The 19,756-nt window shown below is 61.4% G+C and carries 20 protein-coding genes; 7 read left to right on the top strand and 13 right to left on the bottom strand.

Features of this window, described 5'->3' with window-relative positions:
- Positions 1-12 precede the first annotated feature (12 nt).
- Together BTM36_RS24215 and BTM36_RS24210 are read left to right on the top strand one after the other, a co-directional pair.
- A complete protein-coding gene (locus BTM36_RS24215) occupies positions 13-1,233 on the top strand; it encodes an ABC transporter substrate-binding protein (RefSeq protein ID WP_077238264.1) in 1,221 nt (406 codons plus the stop codon).
- A gap of 469 nt (positions 1,234-1,702) precedes the next feature.
- Positions 1,703-2,935: an MFS transporter gene (locus BTM36_RS24210; RefSeq protein ID WP_006464439.1), complete on the top strand. Its 1,233-nt coding sequence runs from the start codon at positions 1,703-1,705 to the stop codon at positions 2,933-2,935.
- Between the two features lie 34 nt (positions 2,936-2,969).
- Here BTM36_RS24210 and BTM36_RS24205 read toward each other — a convergent pair whose 3' ends face one another.
- The 12 genes from BTM36_RS24205 to msrP all read right to left on the bottom strand — a co-directional run bounded on the left by BTM36_RS24205 (position 2,970) and on the right by msrP (position 14,712).
- On the bottom strand, positions 2,970-3,305 hold the full coding sequence (locus BTM36_RS24205; protein WP_006464438.1) for a helix-turn-helix domain-containing protein: 336 nt from the start codon (positions 3,303-3,305) through the stop codon (positions 2,970-2,972).
- A gap of 94 nt (positions 3,306-3,399) precedes the next feature.
- Positions 3,400-3,774, bottom strand: a complete 375-nt coding sequence (locus BTM36_RS24200; protein ID WP_006464437.1) for a helix-turn-helix domain-containing protein — start codon at positions 3,772-3,774, stop codon at positions 3,400-3,402.
- 4 nt (positions 3,775-3,778) lie between these two features.
- On the bottom strand, positions 3,779-4,168 hold the full coding sequence (locus BTM36_RS24195; RefSeq protein ID WP_006464436.1) for a hypothetical protein: 390 nt from the start codon (positions 4,166-4,168) through the stop codon (positions 3,779-3,781).
- 9 nt (positions 4,169-4,177) lie between these two features.
- Positions 4,178-5,029: a hypothetical protein gene (locus BTM36_RS24190; protein ID WP_006464435.1), complete on the bottom strand. Its 852-nt coding sequence runs from the start codon at positions 5,027-5,029 to the stop codon at positions 4,178-4,180.
- A 139-nt stretch (positions 5,030-5,168) separates the two neighbouring features.
- Positions 5,169-6,311 (bottom strand): hypothetical protein, encoded by a 1,143-nt coding sequence (locus BTM36_RS24185; RefSeq protein WP_139347275.1) that lies wholly within the window; start codon positions 6,309-6,311, stop codon positions 5,169-5,171.
- 56 nt (positions 6,312-6,367) lie between these two features.
- Complete coding sequence (locus tag BTM36_RS24180) at positions 6,368-7,051, bottom strand: hypothetical protein (protein ID WP_254427085.1); 684 nt, start codon at positions 7,049-7,051, stop codon at positions 6,368-6,370.
- An 817-nt stretch (positions 7,052-7,868) separates the two neighbouring features.
- The gene (locus BTM36_RS24170) at positions 7,869-8,777 is read right to left on the bottom strand and encodes an EAL domain-containing protein (RefSeq protein WP_077238261.1); all 909 of its coding nucleotides are present in this window, start codon (positions 8,775-8,777) and stop codon (positions 7,869-7,871) included.
- Between the two features lie 58 nt (positions 8,778-8,835).
- Positions 8,836-10,158 (bottom strand): TolC family protein, encoded by a 1,323-nt coding sequence (locus BTM36_RS24165; protein ID WP_077238260.1) that lies wholly within the window; start codon positions 10,156-10,158, stop codon positions 8,836-8,838.
- 332 nt (positions 10,159-10,490) lie between these two features.
- Complete coding sequence (locus BTM36_RS24160; protein WP_077238259.1) at positions 10,491-12,212, bottom strand: lipopolysaccharide assembly protein LapB; 1,722 nt, start codon at positions 12,210-12,212, stop codon at positions 10,491-10,493.
- A gap of 79 nt (positions 12,213-12,291) precedes the next feature.
- Complete coding sequence (gene msrA, locus BTM36_RS24155) at positions 12,292-12,999, bottom strand: peptide-methionine (S)-S-oxide reductase MsrA (protein WP_139347274.1); 708 nt, start codon at positions 12,997-12,999, stop codon at positions 12,292-12,294.
- Between the two features lie 71 nt (positions 13,000-13,070).
- Entirely contained in the window at positions 13,071-13,730 is a 660-nt protein-coding gene (locus tag BTM36_RS24150; RefSeq protein ID WP_006464431.1) for a sulfite oxidase heme-binding subunit YedZ, read from the bottom strand.
- A gap of 13 nt (positions 13,731-13,743) precedes the next feature.
- Entirely contained in the window at positions 13,744-14,712 is a 969-nt protein-coding gene (msrP, locus tag BTM36_RS24145) for a protein-methionine-sulfoxide reductase catalytic subunit MsrP (protein ID WP_006464430.1), read from the bottom strand.
- 200 nt (positions 14,713-14,912) lie between these two features.
- Here msrP and BTM36_RS24140 point away from each other — a divergent pair, with 200 nt between their 5' ends.
- On the top strand, positions 14,913-15,584 hold the full coding sequence (locus BTM36_RS24140) for a heavy metal response regulator transcription factor (protein ID WP_077238258.1): 672 nt from the start codon (positions 14,913-14,915) through the stop codon (positions 15,582-15,584).
- A complete protein-coding gene (locus tag BTM36_RS24135; RefSeq protein WP_077238257.1) occupies positions 15,581-17,062 on the top strand; it encodes a heavy metal sensor histidine kinase in 1,482 nt (493 codons plus the stop codon). The genes BTM36_RS24140 and BTM36_RS24135 overlap by 4 nt, the downstream gene beginning before the upstream one ends.
- Here the strand turns inward: BTM36_RS24135 and BTM36_RS24130 are convergent.
- Positions 17,001-18,155 carry an AI-2E family transporter gene (locus BTM36_RS24130; protein WP_077238256.1) on the bottom strand — a complete coding sequence of 385 codons (1,155 nt, stop codon included), beginning with the start codon at positions 18,153-18,155 and terminating at the stop codon, positions 17,001-17,003. The genes BTM36_RS24135 and BTM36_RS24130 overlap by 62 nt on opposite strands.
- A 469-nt stretch (positions 18,156-18,624) precedes the next feature.
- On the opposite strand from BTM36_RS24130, the gene BTM36_RS24125 reads away from it, so the two are divergent.
- The 3 genes from BTM36_RS24125 to BTM36_RS24115 form a co-directional block, all read left to right on the top strand.
- Positions 18,625-19,194 carry a GbsR/MarR family transcriptional regulator gene (locus BTM36_RS24125; protein ID WP_077238255.1) on the top strand — a complete coding sequence of 190 codons (570 nt, stop codon included), beginning with the start codon at positions 18,625-18,627 and terminating at the stop codon, positions 19,192-19,194.
- Between the two features lie 5 nt (positions 19,195-19,199).
- Positions 19,200-19,490 carry a hypothetical protein gene (locus tag BTM36_RS24120; protein WP_077238254.1) on the top strand — a complete coding sequence of 97 codons (291 nt, stop codon included), beginning with the start codon at positions 19,200-19,202 and terminating at the stop codon, positions 19,488-19,490.
- A 6-nt stretch (positions 19,491-19,496) separates the two neighbouring features.
- On the top strand, positions 19,497-19,756 hold a 260-nt coding region (locus tag BTM36_RS24115; protein ID WP_174616912.1), incomplete at its 3' end, for a cytochrome ubiquinol oxidase subunit I.

The raw sequence follows: 19,756 nt of genomic DNA, 5'->3' as shown, positions 1-19,756 counted from the left end.
AGGAGACAAAACATGACTACATCGACCAAGCTGCGCCTGCTGGCCGCGACCTGCGCCGTTGCGGGCGCCTTCGGCCTGGCCGGCCCGGCGGCGGCCCAGGTGTCCAATGACGCCGTGCGCATCGGCTTCATCACCGACATGTCCGGCCCCTATGCCGATACCGATGGCCTGGGCGGGCTGGAGGCGATCCGCATGGCGGTGGCCGACTACGGCGGCAAGGTGCTGGGCAAACCCATCGAGGTGATCTCGGCGGACCACCAGAACAAGGCCGACATCGCCGCCACCCGTGCCCGCGAATGGGCCGACGAGCGCGGGCTGGACATGTTGATCGGCGGCGTGAACTCGGCCACGGCCCTGTCCATGAACAAGGTGATGGCCGAGAAGAAGCGGGTCTACATCAACATCGGAGCCGGTACTGCACGCCTGACCAACGAGGAATGCACGCCCTATACCGTCCACTACGAATACGACACCGTGGCCCTGGCCAAGGGTACGGCCAGCGCGGTGATCAAGCAGGGCGGCAAGTCCTGGTTCTTCCTGGTGGCCGACTATGCCTTCGGCCATTCGCTGGCCAACGACACCAGTGCCGTGGTCAAGGCCAGTGGCGGCACGGTGGTGGGCTCGATCAAGCATCCGCCGCAATCCTCGGACCTGTCGTCCTTCCTGCTGCAGGCCCAGGCCTCCAAGGCGCAGATCCTGGGCCTGGCCAATGCCGGCGAGGACACCGTCAATTCGATCAAGGCCGCCAAGGAATTCGGCGTCACCAAGACCATGAAGCTGGTCGGCCTGCTGATGGTGATCAACGACATCCACGCCCTGGGCCTGGCCAACGCCGAGGGCCTGATGATGACCGACAGCTGGTACTGGGACAAGGACGAGCCCTCGCGCAAGTTCTCCGAGCGCTTCTTCCAGAAGATGAAGAAGATGCCCAGTACCCACCAGGCGGCCGCCTATTCGGCCACCATGACCTACCTGAAGGCGGTGGAAGCGATTGGCACCGATGATTCGACCAAGGTGATGGCACAGTTGAAGAAAACCCGCATCGATGACTTCTACAACAAGGGCTACATCCGCGCCGACGGCCGCAACATCCATGACATGTACCTGTACCAGGTGAAGTCGCCGGCCGAATCGAAGAAGCCCTGGGATTACCTGAAACTGCTGGAGACCATCCCGGGCGAGCAGGCCTTCACCACCGTGGCGGAATCCAAATGCAGCCTGCTCAAGCAATGAGATGACGGAAATCGGCCCCTGAGCCAGGGTTAACCGGTGTTGTAAGCACAAAAGGACGGAGAGGCCCGCAGGACGGGCCTCTCCGCTTTTTTATCTTCACATTTTCCATACGGAATGTGACGAAAGCCTGACCAATCGTGCGAACTTTGCAGAGAAGGCCGGTCCAGGCTTGCCTAAGCTCCCGCTTGCGCCTACTCTTGCAAGCCCGCCTCACGACCGATACGCCTGCCATGGGCACCGTTCATGACACGGCGAGACAATATCGCGCACGCTCATCCGTCAGCGACGACACAGCATCAGGCCACGTTCACGCGGGCCAGGACGCGAAGACACGGCAGAACTGCCCTACCGATACGCCAAGGAGCCCCTTTTGAGTCAGCCCCAAGCCAACCGCCCTGCCCGCCCACCTACGCCACCTACGCCACCGACTCCGTCCAGCCCGGCGGGCTTCACCCGCTACCAGAAGACCGTGACCGGCCTGCTGGCCTTCCTGCAATTTGCCGTCATCCTGGACTTCATGCTGATGTCGCCGCTGGGCGCGGTGATCATGCCGGCCATGCAGATCACGCCGCAGCAGTTCGGCCTGGTGGTGTCAGCCTATGCCTTCAGCGCCGGGGCCTCGGGCCTGCTCACGGCAGGCTTTGCGGACCGCTTCGACCGCAAGCGGCTGCTGCTGTTCTTCTATGGTGGCTTCGTGCTCGGCACCGTCTGGTGCGGGCTGGCGCAAAGCTTCGAGAGCCTGCTGCTGGCCCGCATCGTGACAGGCCTCTTCGGCGGTGTGATCGGTTCCATCACGCTGGCGATTGCCACCGATCTGTTCGCCCCGCATCTGCGCGGGCGTGTCATGGGGATCATCCAGACCTCGTTTGCGGCCAGCCAGGTGTTGGGCATCCCGATCGGGCTGTACCTGTCCAATACCTGGAACTGGCATGTCCCCTTCCTGGCCATGGCGGCGCTGGGCGCCATCGGGGGATTGGTGGTGAGCATGAAGATGCAACCGGTGGACGGTCACCTGAAGCTCAAGCAGGAGCACAGCGCATGGATGCACCTGTATCACACCATTACCGAGCCGCGCTACCTGATTGCCTTCGCCACGACGGCCTTGCTGATGACAGGTGGCTTCATGCTCATGCCCTTCAGCAGTGCCTATCTGGTCGGCAACCTGGGCATCGATCTGCACCACCTGCCGACGGTCTATCTGGTCACCGGGCTGTGCACCATCGCTTTCGGTCCGCTGATCGGGCGCGCCGCCGACAAGGTCGGCAAGTTCCGCGTGTTCTGTTTCGGGGCGGTGCTGTCCATCATCATGGTGTTGATCTATACCCACCTGGGGCCGGTGACGGTGCCGATGATCGTGCTGATCAACGCGGTGCTGTTCCTGGGGATCTTCTCGCGCATGATTCCGTTCCAGGCGCTGGTCTCGTCCATCCCTTCGCCCACCCAGCGGGGTTCGTTCAATGCGGTGAGTGCTTCGATCCAGCAACTCTCTGGCGGTCTGGCCTCGGTGGTGGCCGGGCATATCGTCACGCTCGGTCCTGAGGGGCAGTTGCGCCACTTCGATGTGGTCGGTTTCGTGATCGTCGGCACGACCTTGCTGGCCTCCTTGCTGGTGTGGCGATTGAACCGCGATGTGCAGTTGCGCGCAGCCGCTACAAGCGCAGCGACTACGGCAACGACCGCGGCCCCGGGCGCAGGTGGCTGAGCGCCACCGCGCCCGGCGGGGCTGGCCGCACGCTTCAGCCGCAGTCCCGCCCTGCATAACCGGCCAGGATGCGGATGATTTCCCGCCCCTGGAGGTCCGAACGGCAGTAGTGATCGACCAGCAGCCGTACGTCCTTGTCTCCCTCCTGCGGTAGTACCTCGGGCTCGCTGCCGGTCAGCAGCCAGTTGAGGTCCACCGCCAGTTCGCGATGCAACTGCAATAACAACTCGCCACCGGGCATGGCCTTGCCGGCTTCCAGCCAGCTGATGTGACCGGTGGATGTATTGAGGCGCTGACCCAGCTCACGCTGGCTCAGGCCGTTGGCGAGCCGGATCTCCTTGATGCGGCCGCCGATTTCTTCACTGAACATGTCCTCTCCTCAATACGGGCAGGCCATGCGCGCTGCCCGTATCCCTCGCCGGGCCTGCCTGACAACGCCGCCGGCAAGACCACAGGCATTAATTTCAGCCGCGCTTGACGACCAGAAAACTCGCCACCATCATCACCAGCGACTTGCCGCGTTCTGTAGCGCGGACATAGTCCTTGATGAGACCCTTGACGTGAAAGCCGTGGCGCGGCGGCAATTCTGCTTCCATGCCACTGAGCAGCCAGTTGATGTTGACGTCGAACTCACGATGCAAAGTGCGCAGGAAGCGCCCACCCGGCATGCTGTGTCCCAGCTCCACACAACTGATATACGCACCGGACGTCCCCAGGCGACTGGCGAAGTCACGCTGGTTCAAGCCGCTGGTCAACCGGATCGCCTTGAGCCGTTCACCGATGGCTTCCTTGGTTTCGGTCACGGACTTGGTGGGTGCGATATCGATCTCTCGCTTCATCTTCTTATCCTCCGAAAGGGTAGAACATTGCATGCACCGCATCGGGCGCATGCATGTTGTGGGCATCGACGAAGTGCAGGTGGCCGTCGATGCTGGACCCCGAATTGAAAAAGTCGAAGTGTTCGCTCTGCATGAAAATCTGCTGCAAGGTCAACACCCCATCACTGAATTCGATGCGGCGATTGGGGTTCACCAGTGCATCCAGCGCCCCCTCCCGCAACAGGATCTGGCCACCGCCACGCAGCACCAGCAGCAGGTCGATACCGAGGCTGCGCACATCCTTGATCGATTCGATCGGAATCTTGCGCAACGCAGTGCCGGCCTGTCTCACATCGATCGTATAGGTGGTCTTGCCCACCAGGGCTTCCTCGATGGAACTTGCTGCATCTGACATCGGCTATCCTCATTCAACCTTCTGAATACGGATTTCCAGCGCCTCTGTGCCGCTCTGGCGCGCCGCCGGGACCGGCTCGATGCGCTGGCGGATACGGGCCGCCGGGACCCCCACGGAGAGCAGGTGGTTACGCACGGCGACCACCCGGTAGAAGGCCATCCGGTTGGACTCCGACAGGCCTTCCACGGCGGTGGAGGAGATGACGAAGGTCTGGTCGGGACGTGCATTCCAGTCGAAGTGGCTGAGGAAGGTATCGGTCATGCGCTTGGCTTCCGGCGGGTTCAGGTCCACGGTACCGGGGCGGAAACGCACGATCAGCACGCTCGGACGCAAGGCCAGCGCTTCCACGCCCTTGTCCAGGCTGCCCGCCGCACCGCTGGCGTCGAGTATGCGCTCGGAGGCGCCTTCCTTGGCCAGGTCGGCCTCGGTGGTGGACTTGAGATTGTTGCCACGTTCCTTCTGGTTGGGCTTTTCGACCTTGGACAGGCCATTGGCCTTGAAGCGCATGTCACTCTCGCGCAGCTTTTCCTTCAGTTCGGCGACATCGGCCTTGTAGCGGATTTCGTTCTCGTTGAGTGTCTGCCGCAAGCGTTCGATCTGGGCATGCAGGTCATCGGGGCTGGGCACCACCGGTTTTTCTTCCTTGTCACCCGCATGCGGCTTCTCCGAAGCCTGGCCCTGTGCCTCGATCTTGGCGGTCTTGCTCTCGTAGGCCTCGTCGCGCGCCTTCATCGAGAAGTACATCACCGCCATGGCGAGGATGGCGATCAGCAAGAGCAGGTACATGACCATGTTGACCATCGAGTCGACGAACCCGGGCCAGAAATTTTGATCATCTGCGTCGGTGGAATGGCCTGCCATTTTTTCTCCTAAGTCTTGATTGACGTTCTTGATTGAAATCCGTGGACGGCTGCCCTGTCGCGGCCGTCCCGTGGTGTGGCCAGCGCGCCGGTCGATCCGATGCGTTGGCGAGGTTGCCTGTTATCGATGCTTGCTACATTCACACTCCAAAGATGGTCGCGATGCTGTTGGGGTTGTACTGCACGTTCTGCAGGTACAGGTTGTAGATGGTCGTGCCGGGACCGGCACCATCCAGATCAATCGCCAGCTTGGTGGAAAGACCTCCAAACGACGATGCCTTGACGTAGCTGTCGAGGTTGGCCTTGGTCACCGTCTGCCCGAAGATGGATACCTTGTCCTGGCCCAGGTAGAAGTCCGTGATGGTGGCGGCCAGCTTGCTCTTATCGGTGGCATTACGGTAATCCCCGACTATCAAGGTGTCCTTGCCGGCGCCTGTCTGGATGTTGGTACCCTGGCCCTTCTCGGTGGTACCCAGCGGAATGACGTCATCGCCGGCCCCACCGGTCAAATCCCTTAGGCTTTGCGGGATCCAGTACCAGGCCGCGGTATGGTTCTTGATCCAAAGCGTCTGCCCATTGTTGACGCCGTCCGAAATATTGGTGACGACGAACCTCACGTCCTTGTAAAGGCCCGGCTCGAGGGTATTGGCAGGAGCCTTCAGCGAAAAATCACCCGCCTTGAACTTGCCGAACGCCATGATCCTGTTCCCCATGATGGCCTGAATCTCATACTCTTCGCCGCTGCTTCCGGGCGTGCCCACCGTGCCGGAGAAGATCACATTCTGCTCCGGCGCGATTTTCCCGGTGGAAGTGCTCGGTAGCTCAGTGATCATTGCGTACTTGGTCAGGGAGTCATTGATGGCCTGGGGAACTCCGGATTCACCGGTGATCCGCAGATTGGTCACCACCGGCACGGCCAGCCCCTCCGCAATCGTGACCGGCACATCGTTCGAGCTGACCGTATTGCCGGCCATATCGATGAACTTGGCCGTGATCACGTGCTTGCCGGACGACAGGTTGTTCTCGACAGTCAGCCCTAACGTGATCCCGGCTCTGCCGACGTCTCCTTTGCCCAACGTTCTGCGAACCAGCTCCTTGTCGCCCTCGTAGAGCGCGATGGCGTCACCCTCGCTGGCCTTCGTGCCGTCGTAGGTCACGTTGATCGTCGGCGCCGAACTTTCGATGTTGGTCGTCACCTGATAGAACAGGCGGATATTGCCGACATCAAGGTCTGGCCCTCGGGTCCTCAGGTTTTCGTTAGCTTGCAGGACGTAGAGATCCATATTAGGGTTCAAGTACGAGCCCAATCCCTCTAACATCAGCCTGGTAGCGTTCGGCATCAAGACTTGGATTTCACCGCCCCGGACAGAGGTACCGGATTGATGAAAAAAGCGGATAGGGTATCCATGATGTGCGAGCGGGCGAACTTCATACCCAGCTCGAAGAGAATGGCCAGTCCGACGCCAATGGCCAGCACGATCAGAGTGGCAACACCATGGGTGGGAATGACGCGGTCATATACCTGCATGGAAAAGATCGAAGCACCCAGGGCGATGATGCTCATCACGACCGATGCGAGAACGACCTCAAGGAAAACAGGCCGGAATTCGGCAAGGGCTTCCTTGAAGACGCGTTCGAATCCATTCTGCCCGCCTTTGGCAGCAAGAACGGAAAAATCGATCTTGCAAACACCTTCAGCGAAATCGCCATCACTGATCAGTGCATGGCCTTCCTCGCTAATGAAGATCCAGCGACCGTCGGGACGCTGATCGACGATGATGCCCCAACCACGCTCCTGCACAACGCCCAGCACGGGCAACTGACTGCGATCTGGTGCTTTGAGAAGCTGTGCCTTAGGTAGACTCAGCGCGCCACATAGGGAGTTGATGTCAATGGCAGTGCCGCCAGATTTCTTCATCGCCGCAGCGATGGCGGCATTGAGTCGCACACTGTCAATCACGACACCCTGGCGTCGCGCAACGGTCATCAGTGCCCATGACAGGGAGGAGGCAAGTTCACTCATTGCGTGGCTCCCTGCACTCGCGGGTCGCGGACATTTCGACGACACATGTCGTGCGACGGTGTAGTCAGCCTGGGCGACATAAGCTGTCGGCGGCGAGGATGACGAAGGGCGTTCTTTCTCATGGCGATTCGTTAGGTGTGGTATCGGGCGCGACGATCCGCTTACTAATTGGAATGAGCGGAACGCAACGCGTCATCAGGACAAGCTCGGTTTGATCGAAGAGAGAGCAGAAGCAGGAAGAAAGTCCCTCCGACGATGCATTCCGCGATGACTCAAAAAATCAAGATTCCCGGTTATCGATAGCGCATCGCCGTGCCGGCGGATGCAGGCAACTGCCGAATGAAAGCGCATCCTTCATTGCGCTGCGGCAGCTCGTCAATTGAGGGCTATGATGTTTGAAAATATATAAATATTTAATTGTCTTTTAGTGCATTAAATATTTTTACTCACCACTATTTACTTAAAAAATGACGCTTCTATTTGTTCGAATTTTCACTATCGAAGAAGCATTCTTTTCCCCGTCGCTGAGCGAGACAAATAACGGAAAAAATATATTGTTGAGAGCATTCCCAAGGCTGGTGATCAGGACGCTATCTCTCTCCTTCAACGCGCCCAAAAAAAACTCCCCGCGAATTCTGCCGAAATCGAGGGGAGCCTGACGCTCTTCGTCACCTGTGGAACTGACAATGAGTCGGTGCTGGTGACAGCATTGCTGAATGACCATGAACAGCAGCGCAAAGCGAACTTTATAGATTGATAGCTTTTTGTGAAATTGTTCCTTAGGGCAGAACAAGTGCTGTTTTGCAGCGACAATCCGTTAATGTTTAATCTCAGCCACTCGCTCTGCGCCTCTGACGCCCGGCCCAGACAGATCACGCGACAATGAAGATCCGTCGCTCCCCATCACTGGGATTGATTCATGCTTCACCAGCGGTGAACATGATTCTGTTGGCGACGCGTGCATTAGTGCCCCCGGAAATGCACAATGCGCCAAAAAATCCGACGCCAGCATGGCACGAGCGTAGAGCCATCCCTGTGCATACTGGACGCCGGCCTGTCTGAGATAGCGTGCCTGTGCCGCCGTCTCCACGCCTTCTGCGACGATCCTGAGTTTGAGTTGCCTGGCCATCTCGATGATGCAGGCTGTCACCGGATGCGGCTTGGCGTCGCCGCCAATGCTGGCAACAAAGGAGCGGTCCAGTTTGAGTACATCACAAGGCAATTCATGCAGGTAGCGCAGGCAGGAATAACCGGTACCGAAATCATCCAGCGCAATCACGTGGCCGTCGCTTCGGGCGCGCGCCAGGTTCGCCAGGCAGGACGGCAATTCCATACTGCGCCCCTCTGTGACCTCCAACCACAACTGCGCTGGCGAAATGCCGGTACCGGCCAGTTTTCGTCCGATGACGTCCAGTATCCTGCCGCTGTTGATGTCATGCGCCGGGATGTTGACGGCCAGATGCAGATCAGGATGGCCACGTAGCAAAGCACCGGTCTGGTTGATCACCTGATCGACGACCAGGTCGGTAATGGCATCCAGGCAGCCATGTCGCTGCGCGGCGAGCAGGAAGCTATCTGGCGCGAGCAGCATGCCGTCCTCACGCTGCCATCGCACCAGCACTTCGGCACCAGCGCAGCGGCCACTCGCCAAGGCCACGATGGGCTGATAGACGACGATGAATTCCTTGCGCCGGATCGCGTTTTTCAGCTGTGATTTATTGATCATGTCTCCCCCGGCGGCCGACAACCTGCGACGCGCCCTGGACAGAGCGCGTCAACGAGGATCAGCGCACCTCTTCCAGGCCGTGCGCCCAGAGTTGCAGCTTGCGACCATCAGCGATGATCAGCGCGGTCACATCGGCCTTTTGCAGGTCCGTCTGAACCACCTCGCGCACAGCATTCATCACATCCAGCCAGGAACGCCTGCCCGAGAGATATTGCCGGGTATATGAAGCCAGCACATCCTCGGCAGACAATCCCACGTCATCCAGATTATTGGACCGTGCCACGGCCTGCTGGTATTCAGTGTAGATGGCGGCCATCTGCGCGATCAGCTCCAGCCGCGCTGCGTCCACCGCCAGTACGGCAGACTGGTAGCGCCCCTGGGCAGCTGCGACTTCGGACCCGAGCGACAAGCCGGCACCCAGTTGCATCTGCATGCCGACAAACGCGCGATTGTTGCTTGGCTGATTGCGCACGCTGAAATTGCCGCGCTGATGCTCCACCCGGGCATAGACCTCCGGCCAGTAGGAAGCGCTACGGATCTTGATTGCGGCCTCCTGCACCTTGGCATCGGCGCGCAGCCGCTTGAGCACAGGGCTGCTGTCGAGCATGGCTTCGGTCAGCAGGGGCAGATCCTCACTGATCATCTGCTTGTCCACGTCGGCCCGCAGTTCTTCGTCGCTCAGGGGTAGCCCGACCAATTGCTCCAGTTGCAGGCGTGCCGACACGCGGCTGGACTTGGCTCCCAGCAGATCGGTGATGGCCTGGTCGCGGCGACCACGGACCAGCGTGACGTCGACCTGGGCGGCAGCGCCTTCCTTCTCCCGACGCAGGCTTTGTGCGAGAAAATCTTCCAGCGCTTTCAGGTTCTTCTGGTTGGCGGCCGCAGCCAGGTCGGAGCGCACCCATAGGCTGTATTGCGAAATGACCTGCTCGGCCAGGCGGAAACGTTGCTCGCGCAAGGCTTCTTCGGCCGACTGCTGATTGTGGCCGGCCTGCTCCAGCTGACCGGACAGGCGACCACCGGACCACAAGGTCTGCTGCAGGCGCATCGTGACGACGGTGTCGTCGCCGTTATAGGAGATATCACGGGAACTGGTCATCCCGGCACGTTCCACAGAGAGCGAAGGTGTAGGGAAGAATTGCCAGCGAGCTGACGAGACGGCGTCAGCCGCCGCTTCGGCGGCCCGCTGGCGTGCCAGTGCGGACGGATTGTTGAAGGCTGCCTGCCTGACCAGGTCGCCCAGGGTAGTGGCGTCGGCCTGGCTGGTCCAGCCGGCAAAGGCCAGCGCGATTGTGGCCGCCAGTCGGGTGATGCGGCTGCGCGGGGTAGTCGGGCCGGTCTGCAGGGAGCGGGGGGCACGTTGCTTGGTGTGGTCGTTCATGTGCGATCATTTCCTGTTGGTCTTGTCCACACAGGATGTCGCGCAGTTCGCTTCCTCGGCGCGCCTCGGGCGCTCGGTAAAGCGGAAATTGCGACCGGCCAGCGGGTTCCGACAACGCGCTCGGAGGTTCACTGTAGCCGGTCGGTAGCGGGCGACGACAAGGACAAGAATGGGTCTTGGATGATCGCGGAAATGCGCGAAGTGACGAATTGTCTATTGGGGCAGAAATGTTCTCGCACTCTCGTAATTTTTCGAGAAATGCCAAGAAAGTTCAGGTCGCACGGAGAAAGCCCGGATCAAGGACACCAGCCGTTCCCGGCATGGGCCGATCCTCAAGCCTTGAAATTTTCGATCGCCAGTGCGGCCCGCAGCATACCGATCACGTCATCCCAGGCGCCGGCCTGCTGCTGACGGAACAGGCGGACTGTTGGATACCAGGGGGAATCATGTCGCTGCAGGAACCAGCGCCAGTCGGGCGCATGCGGCAAGGCGACCCACACCGGCCGGCCGAGCGCACCGGCCAGGTGGGCGGCGGCAGTATCGACGCTGATCAGCAGATCCATGCACGATAAGGCGGCGGCAGTATCGGCGAAATCACCGATGTCAGCCCCAAGCTCATGCCAGTGAGGACCAGCCTGCCGCAGCCATTGGGCATCGGCGTCGCGCAGGTCAGGCTGGAGCACGAAGAAATCCAGTCCGCCACGCGCCTGCTCCAGCGTGGCAAAGCGTTCGAGGGCGATAGAGCGACGTGCATCGTTGACGTTGCCGGGGTTGCCGGAACACACCACGCCGACGCGCACGCGTCCGGCTGCACGGGGAGCGAGCGCAGCGATGCGGGTCTCCCATTGACTGCACAAGCCGGCCTCCGGCGCCAGGTAGGACGAACCCGGAAAGCTTTCCGGGATAGAAGCCAGGGAGGTATTGCACACCAGCGGCAGGCTCATCAACGGCAACTGGAAGTCGACCTCCGGCAAGGCCTGTCCCATCGCCACCAGGCGGATGCTTGCGGCGCAGGGCAAGCCGTGCATCAGCCTCAGCAGACTGGCCGGCACCTCCAGCACGACTTCGGCACCGGCCCCGACCATCTGCAGCACATAGCGGCTGAACTGGATGGTATCGCCCTGCCCCTGCTCGGCCCACAGCAGGAGACGCTTGCCTTGCAAGCTGCTGCCACCGTTCCAGGCCGGAATCGTCGCATGCCGGTAGGGGTCGGCATCGCGTCCTTCCCAGCGCCATTCGTACAAGGGCAGCGCCTCTTCCAGCCGGCCCAGGGCAAGCAGGGAGAGCGCCAGGTTGACGTGGGCGTCGGCATCTCCCGCATCGATGCGCAGGGCGCGGCGATAGCTGTCGATGGCCTCCTCATGGTCACGCAGGCGGGCCAGCGTGGTACCGCGGCTGACGTGGGCGTCCACCAGCTCCGGCGACAGAATCAGGGCTTGATCGTAGTAGCGCAGCGCCTCCTCATAGGCGCCCAGGGCGTGCTCGATCAGTCCGGCGGCTAGCCAGAGCTGCGCAGACTGATCGTTCAGGCGCAGCGCCTGGTGGATGCAGTCGCGCGCCACCTCCCATTGAGCGGCGCGCTCATGCAGCAATGCCTTGCGATGCCAGGTGTCGGCTTGTTCGGGATTGCGCTGGAGGGCCTCCTCCAGCAAGGCCATCGCCTGCCGGTCATTCTTGCCGGAAGGTGACAGTGCCTGCAGAGCGGCCGCTGCGGCGACGAAGAATTCGGCCTGCTGATGGCCCGCCTCGATCAGATCGCGATAGAGCAGGAAGGCATCTTCAAAGCGGCCCTGTTCATAGAAGGCGCGGCCCAGGCGATAACGCAGGGCCAGTGCTTCCTCGCTGTCCGGCTCGACCAGCCGCAGCGCCTGCTGCCAGGCCAGCGCCGCCTCCTCGAAACGTCCTTGCGCCGCCGCCACGCTGCCCAGCAGGTGCAGCGCATCCTTGTGCTGCGGATGCTGTTCAAGCAGGGCAAACAGCGATTGCTCGGCAGCAGCGTAGTCCTGCAGGTCGAAATGGTCGAGGGCGAGCTGGAGAGTGGCGTGTGAATTCATGACGGGGCAAGGGAGACAAACGGGCGTATTGTCTCATCCCTGCCCGCCACGGGGGCGAACGCCAGCTGGCGGGGCGATGTCAGCGTTTGAACACCAGCACCGGATCGGCGCGGTAGATGGCCGGATACATCTTCTGCAGGTTGCCGATCTTGGGCAGGTCGTTGTAGGCGATGTAGGGCTGGTTGGGATGCAGGGTGGCGTAGTCCTGATGGTAATCCTCGGCGCGGTAGAAGCCCTGCAGGGGCGCCACCTGGGTCACGATCGGTGCGGAAAACACCTTGGCCGCGTTGAGCTGCGCAATGTAGGCCTGGGCCGCCTGCTTCTGCTCGTCACTGGCGGTGAAGATGGCCGAGCGATATTGCGTGCCCTGATCCGGGCCCTGGCGATTGAGCTGGGTAGGATCATGCGCCACCGAGAAATAGATCTGCAGCAGCTGACCGAAGGAAATCTTGCGCGGATCATAGGTCACCTGCACCGCCTCCGCATGGCCGGTGGTGCCAGAGCTGACCATGGAATAGCTGGCGGTATCGGACTTGCCGCCGGCATAGCCGGAAACTGCCTTCAATACGCCCTGGGTATGCTGGAACACCCCCTGCACGCCCCAGAAGCATCCACCGGCAAGCACCACGGTCTCACTGCTGGCGGTCGAGCCCAGCACGGCCTTGCCAGCCGGTGCCGGCACTGCCACGGCAGCCTCAGCGGCATGGGCTTTGGAAAGGCAAGCAAACGAGGCCAGCGCCAGGCACAAGGCGGCCGAAGCCAGGGCGGCAGGTTTCAGGATGGTCATGGTGAATCTCCGGTACGGTCGATCAGACAAGAAAGAATTGTAGGCAGCCGCGCCGCCCAAGCCAGGCCGGCTCAGGGACGCGAACTTGCAGAAGCCTGCCCGGCCGGCGCCCTGCCCTTGCGCCAGAACAGACGCAGGGCCAGCATCAGCGCGACCAGCACGGCAAACAGCAGCGGCTGGGCGATCAGGTTCTTGCCGGCCTTGTCCCACCAGTAATGCAGCACGCCCAGCGGCACGATCACGTACACCAGCCGGTGCAGCGCCTGCCAGCGCTTGCCGCCCAGACGGCGCACCATGCCATTGGTGCTGGTGATGGCCAGCGGAATCGTCAACACCAGCGCCAGCACGCCGACGGTAATGAAAGGCCGCTTGACGATGTCCTTCCAGATCTCGCCCAGGTCGAAGAAGTGATCGAACCAGACGAAGGTCGTGAAATGCAGGCACAGGTAGAAAAAGGCCATCAACCCCAGCATGCGCCGCATGCGCACCAGCCAGTTCAGGCCGGTGATCTTGCGCAGGGGTGTCACGGCCAGGGTGATGCAGAACAGATATAGCGTCCAGTCGCCGGTGCTATGGGTGATGAATTCCAACGGATTGGCCCCCAGCCCACCGGTAAAGCCGAACACCACCAGCCGCGCCAGCGGTACCAGGGTCAGCGCCAGGAATACCCACCACAGCAGCGTGACGCTGCGTGGTTTCAGATTGCGGAGAACGGCGGGAGCGAGCGGCATAGGCGGTCCAGGATCAGAAGAACTTGCGCAAGTCCATGCCACTGTAGAGGCTGGCCACGTCGTTATAGCCGTTGAACATCAGGGTCTTGCGCTTGGGCGCGAAGAAGCCATCCTCGCCGATGCGGCGCTCGGAAGCCTGCGACCATCGTGGATGGTCAACGTTCGGATTGACGTTCGAATAGAAGCCGTATTCCTGGGGGGCATACATGTTCCAGGCAGTCTTGGGCTCGTCCTTGACGAAACGGATCTTGACGATGGACTTGGCCGACTTGAAGCCATACTTCCACGGCACGATGATGCGCACCGGCGCACCGTTCTGGTTGGGCAGCACTTCCCCGTACATGCCCAGCGTCAGCAGGGTCAGCGGGTGATTGGCTTCATCCATGCGCAGGCCTTCGCGGTAGGGCCAGTTCAGGATGGGATCGCTGATGCCGGGCATCTGCTTCTTGTCGGCCAGGGTGACGAATTCGACGTACTTGGCATTGCCGGTCGGCTCGGCCTTCTTGATCAGGGCCGAGAGCGAATAGCCGATCCAGGGGATCACCATCGACCAGCCTTCGACGCAGCGCAGGCGATAGATACGTTCTTCCAGCGGGGCCAGTTTGGTCAGTGCATCAAGGTCCAAGGTGAAGGGTTTCTTCACCTCGCCTTCGATGTCGATGGTCCAGGGCGCCGTCTTCAGGGTGCCGGCGTTCTTGGCCGGGTCGGCCTTGTCGGTCCCGAACTCGTAGAAGTTGTTGTAGCTGGTGGCGTCCTTGTAGGCAGTCTGCTTGTCCATCACCGCGTAGGCGTTATTGAGCTTGGCCGGCAGCTTGCGCCCCTGCTGGGCAAAAGCCTGCGGCAGCGCGCCCATGCCGCCGGCCAGCGCCGCACCGGCCGCCACGCGGGCCATGAAGCTGCGGCGCGAAAGATAGACATCCTGGGGCGTGATCTCGGATGCGGTCGGAATCTCGATCTGGTCGGGACGAATCTTGATCAGCATGGTGCGCTCCGGCAAAAAAGGGTGGAGGCAAGGTCTGGGCCTTGCCGATGTGAAGCCATGGTAAAAGTCAGGCGGTGACAGTCAGGTGGCAATTTCATGACAATTTTGTCATGAAGAAAAAGTCCGCCATTGCTAGAATCAACAGCATTTTCCTGCATCTTGCCCGCCTTTGCAGCGGTACACGGTACACTATTCCCCCTATGGCCATCCTGGTAATCGAAGACGACCCCAAGACCGGAGACTACCTGCGCAAGGGCCTGCGCGAATCCGGCTATGTTGTCGACCTGGCCCGCACCGGCACCGACGGCCTGCACCTGGCGCTGGAACAGGATTACGACCTGGTAGTGCTGGACGTGATGCTGCCCGGCCTGGACGGCTGGCAGGTGATGAGCGCACTGCGCAGCAGGCGCGACCTGCCGGTCCTCTTCCTGACCGCCAAGGACCATGTCGACGACCGTATCCGCGGCCTGCAACTGGGCGCCGACGACTACCTGGTCAAACCCTTCTCCTTCACCGAACTGGTGCTGCGCATCCGCACCCTGCTTCGACGTGGCGTCACCCGCGAAGCCGAAGTCTACGAGATCGCCGACCTGCAACTCGATCACATACGCCACAAGGTCACGCGCCAGGGCATCCACATCGCGCTCACCAACAAGGAATTCATGCTGCTGCACCTGCTCATCAAGCGCCAGGGCGAAGCCTTGTCGCGCAGCGTGATCGCATCCCAGATCTGGGACATGAACTTCGACAGCGATACCAATGTGGTGGACGTCGCCATCAAGCGCCTGCGCGCCAAGATCGATGCGCCCTTCGAGAAGAAACTGATCCACACCGTGCGCAGCGTCGGCTACATGTTCTCCGAGGACCCATGAACGCCGCCGCTCCGGTGTCGCCGCCGGTCCGTGGCTGGACCCTGACCGCCCGCGTCACCGCCTTGTTCGCGCTGATGACCAGCCTGGTCGTCACCGGCCTGGGTTTCTACCTCGACCGCGCCGCCAGCGACGCCCTGTCACTGCGGGCCGACCAGGCGCTGATCGGTCGCGTCGAACACTTCCGCAACCTGATGCACGACCTCTACAACGTCGAGCAGATGGAACAACGGCCCGCCCTCTTCGAAAGCATGATGGGCAATGAGCAGGACGTACGCATCTTCCGGCGCCTGGGTGAAGCCCCCTTCATCCAGAGCAACCCCGACCATCTCACGCCGCCCACCATGACGCCGCTACCGGTGCGCACGCCCGTCACCTCGGCCAGCCTGCTGACCAGTGAACGCGCCGATGGCGTGCGCGTGCGCTGGGTCTCGGCCCTGGCCGATGTCGGCAAGGGCGGCAAGGATGGCAAGGATGGAGAAGTGGTCGAGATCGTCGCCGCCTATGTGATGGTGCAGGAAGACCAGATGATGCGCAGCTACCGCTGGCGCATCGCCGGCGCCGCCACCGGGGCGATCGTGCTGACCGCACTGCTGGGCTTCCTGCTGCTGCGGCGCGGCCTGCAACCACTGGAAGCCATGAGCCAGCGCGCCGCCCAGATCACCCCGGACCACCTGTCGGCGCGGCTGGAGCAGCACGGCATGCCAGCCGAACTACGGCGCGTGGCCCTGTCCCTCAATGCCATGCTGGACCGGCTGGAAGCCGGCTACGACCACCTGGCCCAGTTCTCCGGCGACCTGGCCCATGAAATCCGCACCCCCATCAATGTGTTGATGGGCCAGAGCCAGGTTGCCCTGGGCCAGCGCCGCACGCCGGAAGAGTACGAGCAGCTGCTGGAATCGAACGTGGAAGAATTGCAGCGCCTGGCGCGCATCGTCGAAAACATCCTGTTCCTGGCCCAGGCCGACCATGCCACCCTGGCGGTGGACTGCACCAGCTTCGACCTGCAGGAAGAACTGGGCAAGATCACGGACTACTTCGAAGGGATTGCCGATGAACGCGGCATGCGCTTCGAACTGCAGGCACAGGGCATATGCCATGCCAACCTGGTCATGTGGCGCCGCGCCGTGAGCAATCTGGTCATCAATGCGGTGCGCTATGGCGAGGCCGACAGCGTCATCCGCATCGCCGCCGAGAGCGATGCCAACGGTAGCCGCATCCTGGTGGACAACCGCAGCGATGCGGTCACTGCGCAGGTGATGGCGCGCATGTTCGACCGTTTCTACCGTGGCGACCGCTCACGCAGCGCCTTTACCGAATCCAACGGCCTGGGCCTGGCCATCGTCAAGGCCATCATGGCCCTGCACAGAGGCACGGCCACCGTATCCAGCCCGCAACCGGGCTGGATACGCCTCAACCTCAGCTTCGCGCCGGCGGCGCAGGCACCACTGCAACCACCTCTTCAGCCTGTGGCGAGCTGAGTGCCTCCTGCGCAGCCTGCGCCGCCAGTTCGGCCTCATGGGCTTCGGCCGCACGTCGCAGCTTTTGCGCCGCCGAGGCACGGGTGAAGATGATCTTGAGCGCGGCCATCACCGGCACCGACAGGAAGATACCGGCCACCCCACCCAGCTGGTCACCGGCCAGCAGGCCCAGGATCACCATCAGCGGACTCACTTCCACCCCCTCGCTCATCAGGTAGGGATTGAGCACGTAGTCCTGGAACACCCGATACGCCACGATGAAGCCGACCAACCACAGCAGGTGGTCATAACCGCTGAAACCGGCCACCACCAGCGCCGCCGCACTGGCCGCCAGCGGCCCGGCGAAGGGAATGAATTCCAGCACCGCCGCCAGACCTGCCAGCAACATCGCGTACGGTACGCCCATCAGCGAAAAGGCGATGCTATAGGCCACGAAGGTGGCAATGGAGAGGAACAGCAAGGCCCGCACGTAGCGCGAGAGCAGCACGTCGAGGTCCTTGATGATGCCGTCCCACAGCTTGCGGTTGGAACGGTTCATCCAGGACAGCATCTCGTCGCGCATGGCCGGCGCCTCCTTGATCAACAGGAAGCTGATCACCGGCACCAGCACCAGATAGATCAGGTTGCTGGCCGCGTGCATGACGCCCACACCGAACTGCTTGGCCAGCGGCATGGCCTGGTCGGTCCCATTGGCCAACTGGTCGCGCACGAAGCCCAGGATGCGGGCGCGCAAGGGCTCGGCGAAGCCCGGCAAGGGCAGCTTGGCCACTGCGTCATTGGAGCGCAGCAGTGCCGGCAACTGCTCGGACAGGCGCAGCGCCTCCTCCTGGATACGCGCACCGAAAATGGTCGCCACCGCCGCCACGATGCCGATGGCCAGCACGAACACCACGGCAATGGACACCGTGCGCGGCACCCTGGGCGGACGCACCCGTTCGATCTGCTCCACCAACGGATAGACCAGATAACTGAAGAAGACGGCGAACACCAGCACCAGCACGGTGGCCGAAATGGTGTAGGTGACGTAGAGCAACAACGCCACCAGGAAGACGGTCCAGACGATCCTGGCCACGCGGAAATCGAAACCCAGCATAAAATTCATCCTCGGAAATGGAAAGGCCATGCAGCCGTACAGCCGTGCAGCATGGAACCCCTCCCGGCCGACACGCTGCGCCTCTGGCCATAATGACTGCACCAGCCCCGGCACGACTCATCGGTCCTACGGATGAGCTGAAAATGCACCTTATTTGATCCGCATCAGGTTTCGTATCAGCCAAATTCTTCAGTAGCTGTAGGAAAGCGTGAAAATAACTTCATGCAGCGCAACACTGGGCTGCGTCTTGAGGAACCGGGAAGTCCACAGGACGCGAAGCTTTCGTGACGTTTCGTTCACACCCCCGTCGAGCACCGCAGACCACCACCTCCCTGCACAACCGCGCCGGGAGCGGGTCATTCTCATCCGTGATGACTGTTATCAGGAAATACGCAACTGCCTGACATTGCGATGGGACAAGCAATTGTTTTAAATTTCAGTAATTACTGAAATTTCGATATATACGAACATGGAAAACAACGTACTCAGCCTGCTCATGCAGCGCTTCATCAGCCATTTCGGCGAAATGGGCAGCCGCTGGGGCATCAATCGTACGGTCGGCCAGATCTACGCCCTGCTCTACATCTGCGGGCGGGCACTCAATGCCGACGAGATTGCCGAGTACCTCAGTTTTTCGCGCTCCAACGTCAGCATGGGCCTCAAGGAGCTGCAGTCCTGGCGCCTGGTGAAGTTGCTGCACAAGCCGGGCGACCGGCGTGAATACTTCGAACCGCCCGGCGATATCTGGGACATCTTCAAGGTGCTGCTGGAAGAACGCCGCCGCCGCGAGATCGAACCCACCCTGTCCATGCTGCGCGACGCCCTGCTGGAGCCGCCCGGCGGACGCGACGACAAGGAAGTCCAGAAGCGCATGCGCGAGATGTATGAACTGATCGAACTGTCCAGTTCCTGGTTCGACGACGTCCAGCGCCTGTCGCCCGAAACACTGGTATCACTGATGAAGATGGGCTCCAAGGTCAAGAAGCTGCTCGATGTACGCGACAAGTTCCGCGTCGGCGGCGCCAACGAGAAGGAATAAGCGTCATGCAAGTCACGCAAACACCCCGCAAATGGCAATGGCCACGCCTGACCCAGCTGCCGCTGGGCGTCGAGATCACCCTCCTGCTGATCATCAAGATCGGCCTGATCACGGTCCTGGCCAAGACCTTCTTCGCCCATCCCGAAGCCAAGCACATGCGCATGCCGCTGCAAAGCGTGGAGCAGCGCATGCTGGCCCCGTCGCCGGTTGCCGCGCCGGGCGCTCTCCCCCTTCCCGCCAGTTCCTCAAGTTCAGCCAATTCCGCATTACCTGAAGCCACAAAACAACCGGAGTAACCCAACATGGTCCCCATCGATGAAGTCGTCTCGCTGTCACGGCTGCAATTTGCCGTCACGGCGCTCTATCACTTCCTGTTCGTTCCCCTCACGCTAGGCCTGTCCTGGATCCTGGTCATCATGGAGTCGGTCTACGTCATGACCGGCAACCAGATCTACAAGGACATGACCCGCTTCTGGGGCAAGCTGTTCGGCATCAACTTCGCCATGGGCGTGGCCACCGGCATCACCCTGGAATTCCAGTTCGGCACCAACTGGTCCTACTA

It is taken from the genome of Herbaspirillum sp. VT-16-41, assembly GCF_001994935.1.
In the GTDB taxonomy this organism is placed as follows: domain Bacteria; phylum Pseudomonadota; class Gammaproteobacteria; order Burkholderiales; family Burkholderiaceae_D; genus Herbaspirillum; species Herbaspirillum frisingense.
Note: the sequence above shows the minus strand (reverse complement) of the source record. Positions and strands in the feature narration are given on the sequence as shown.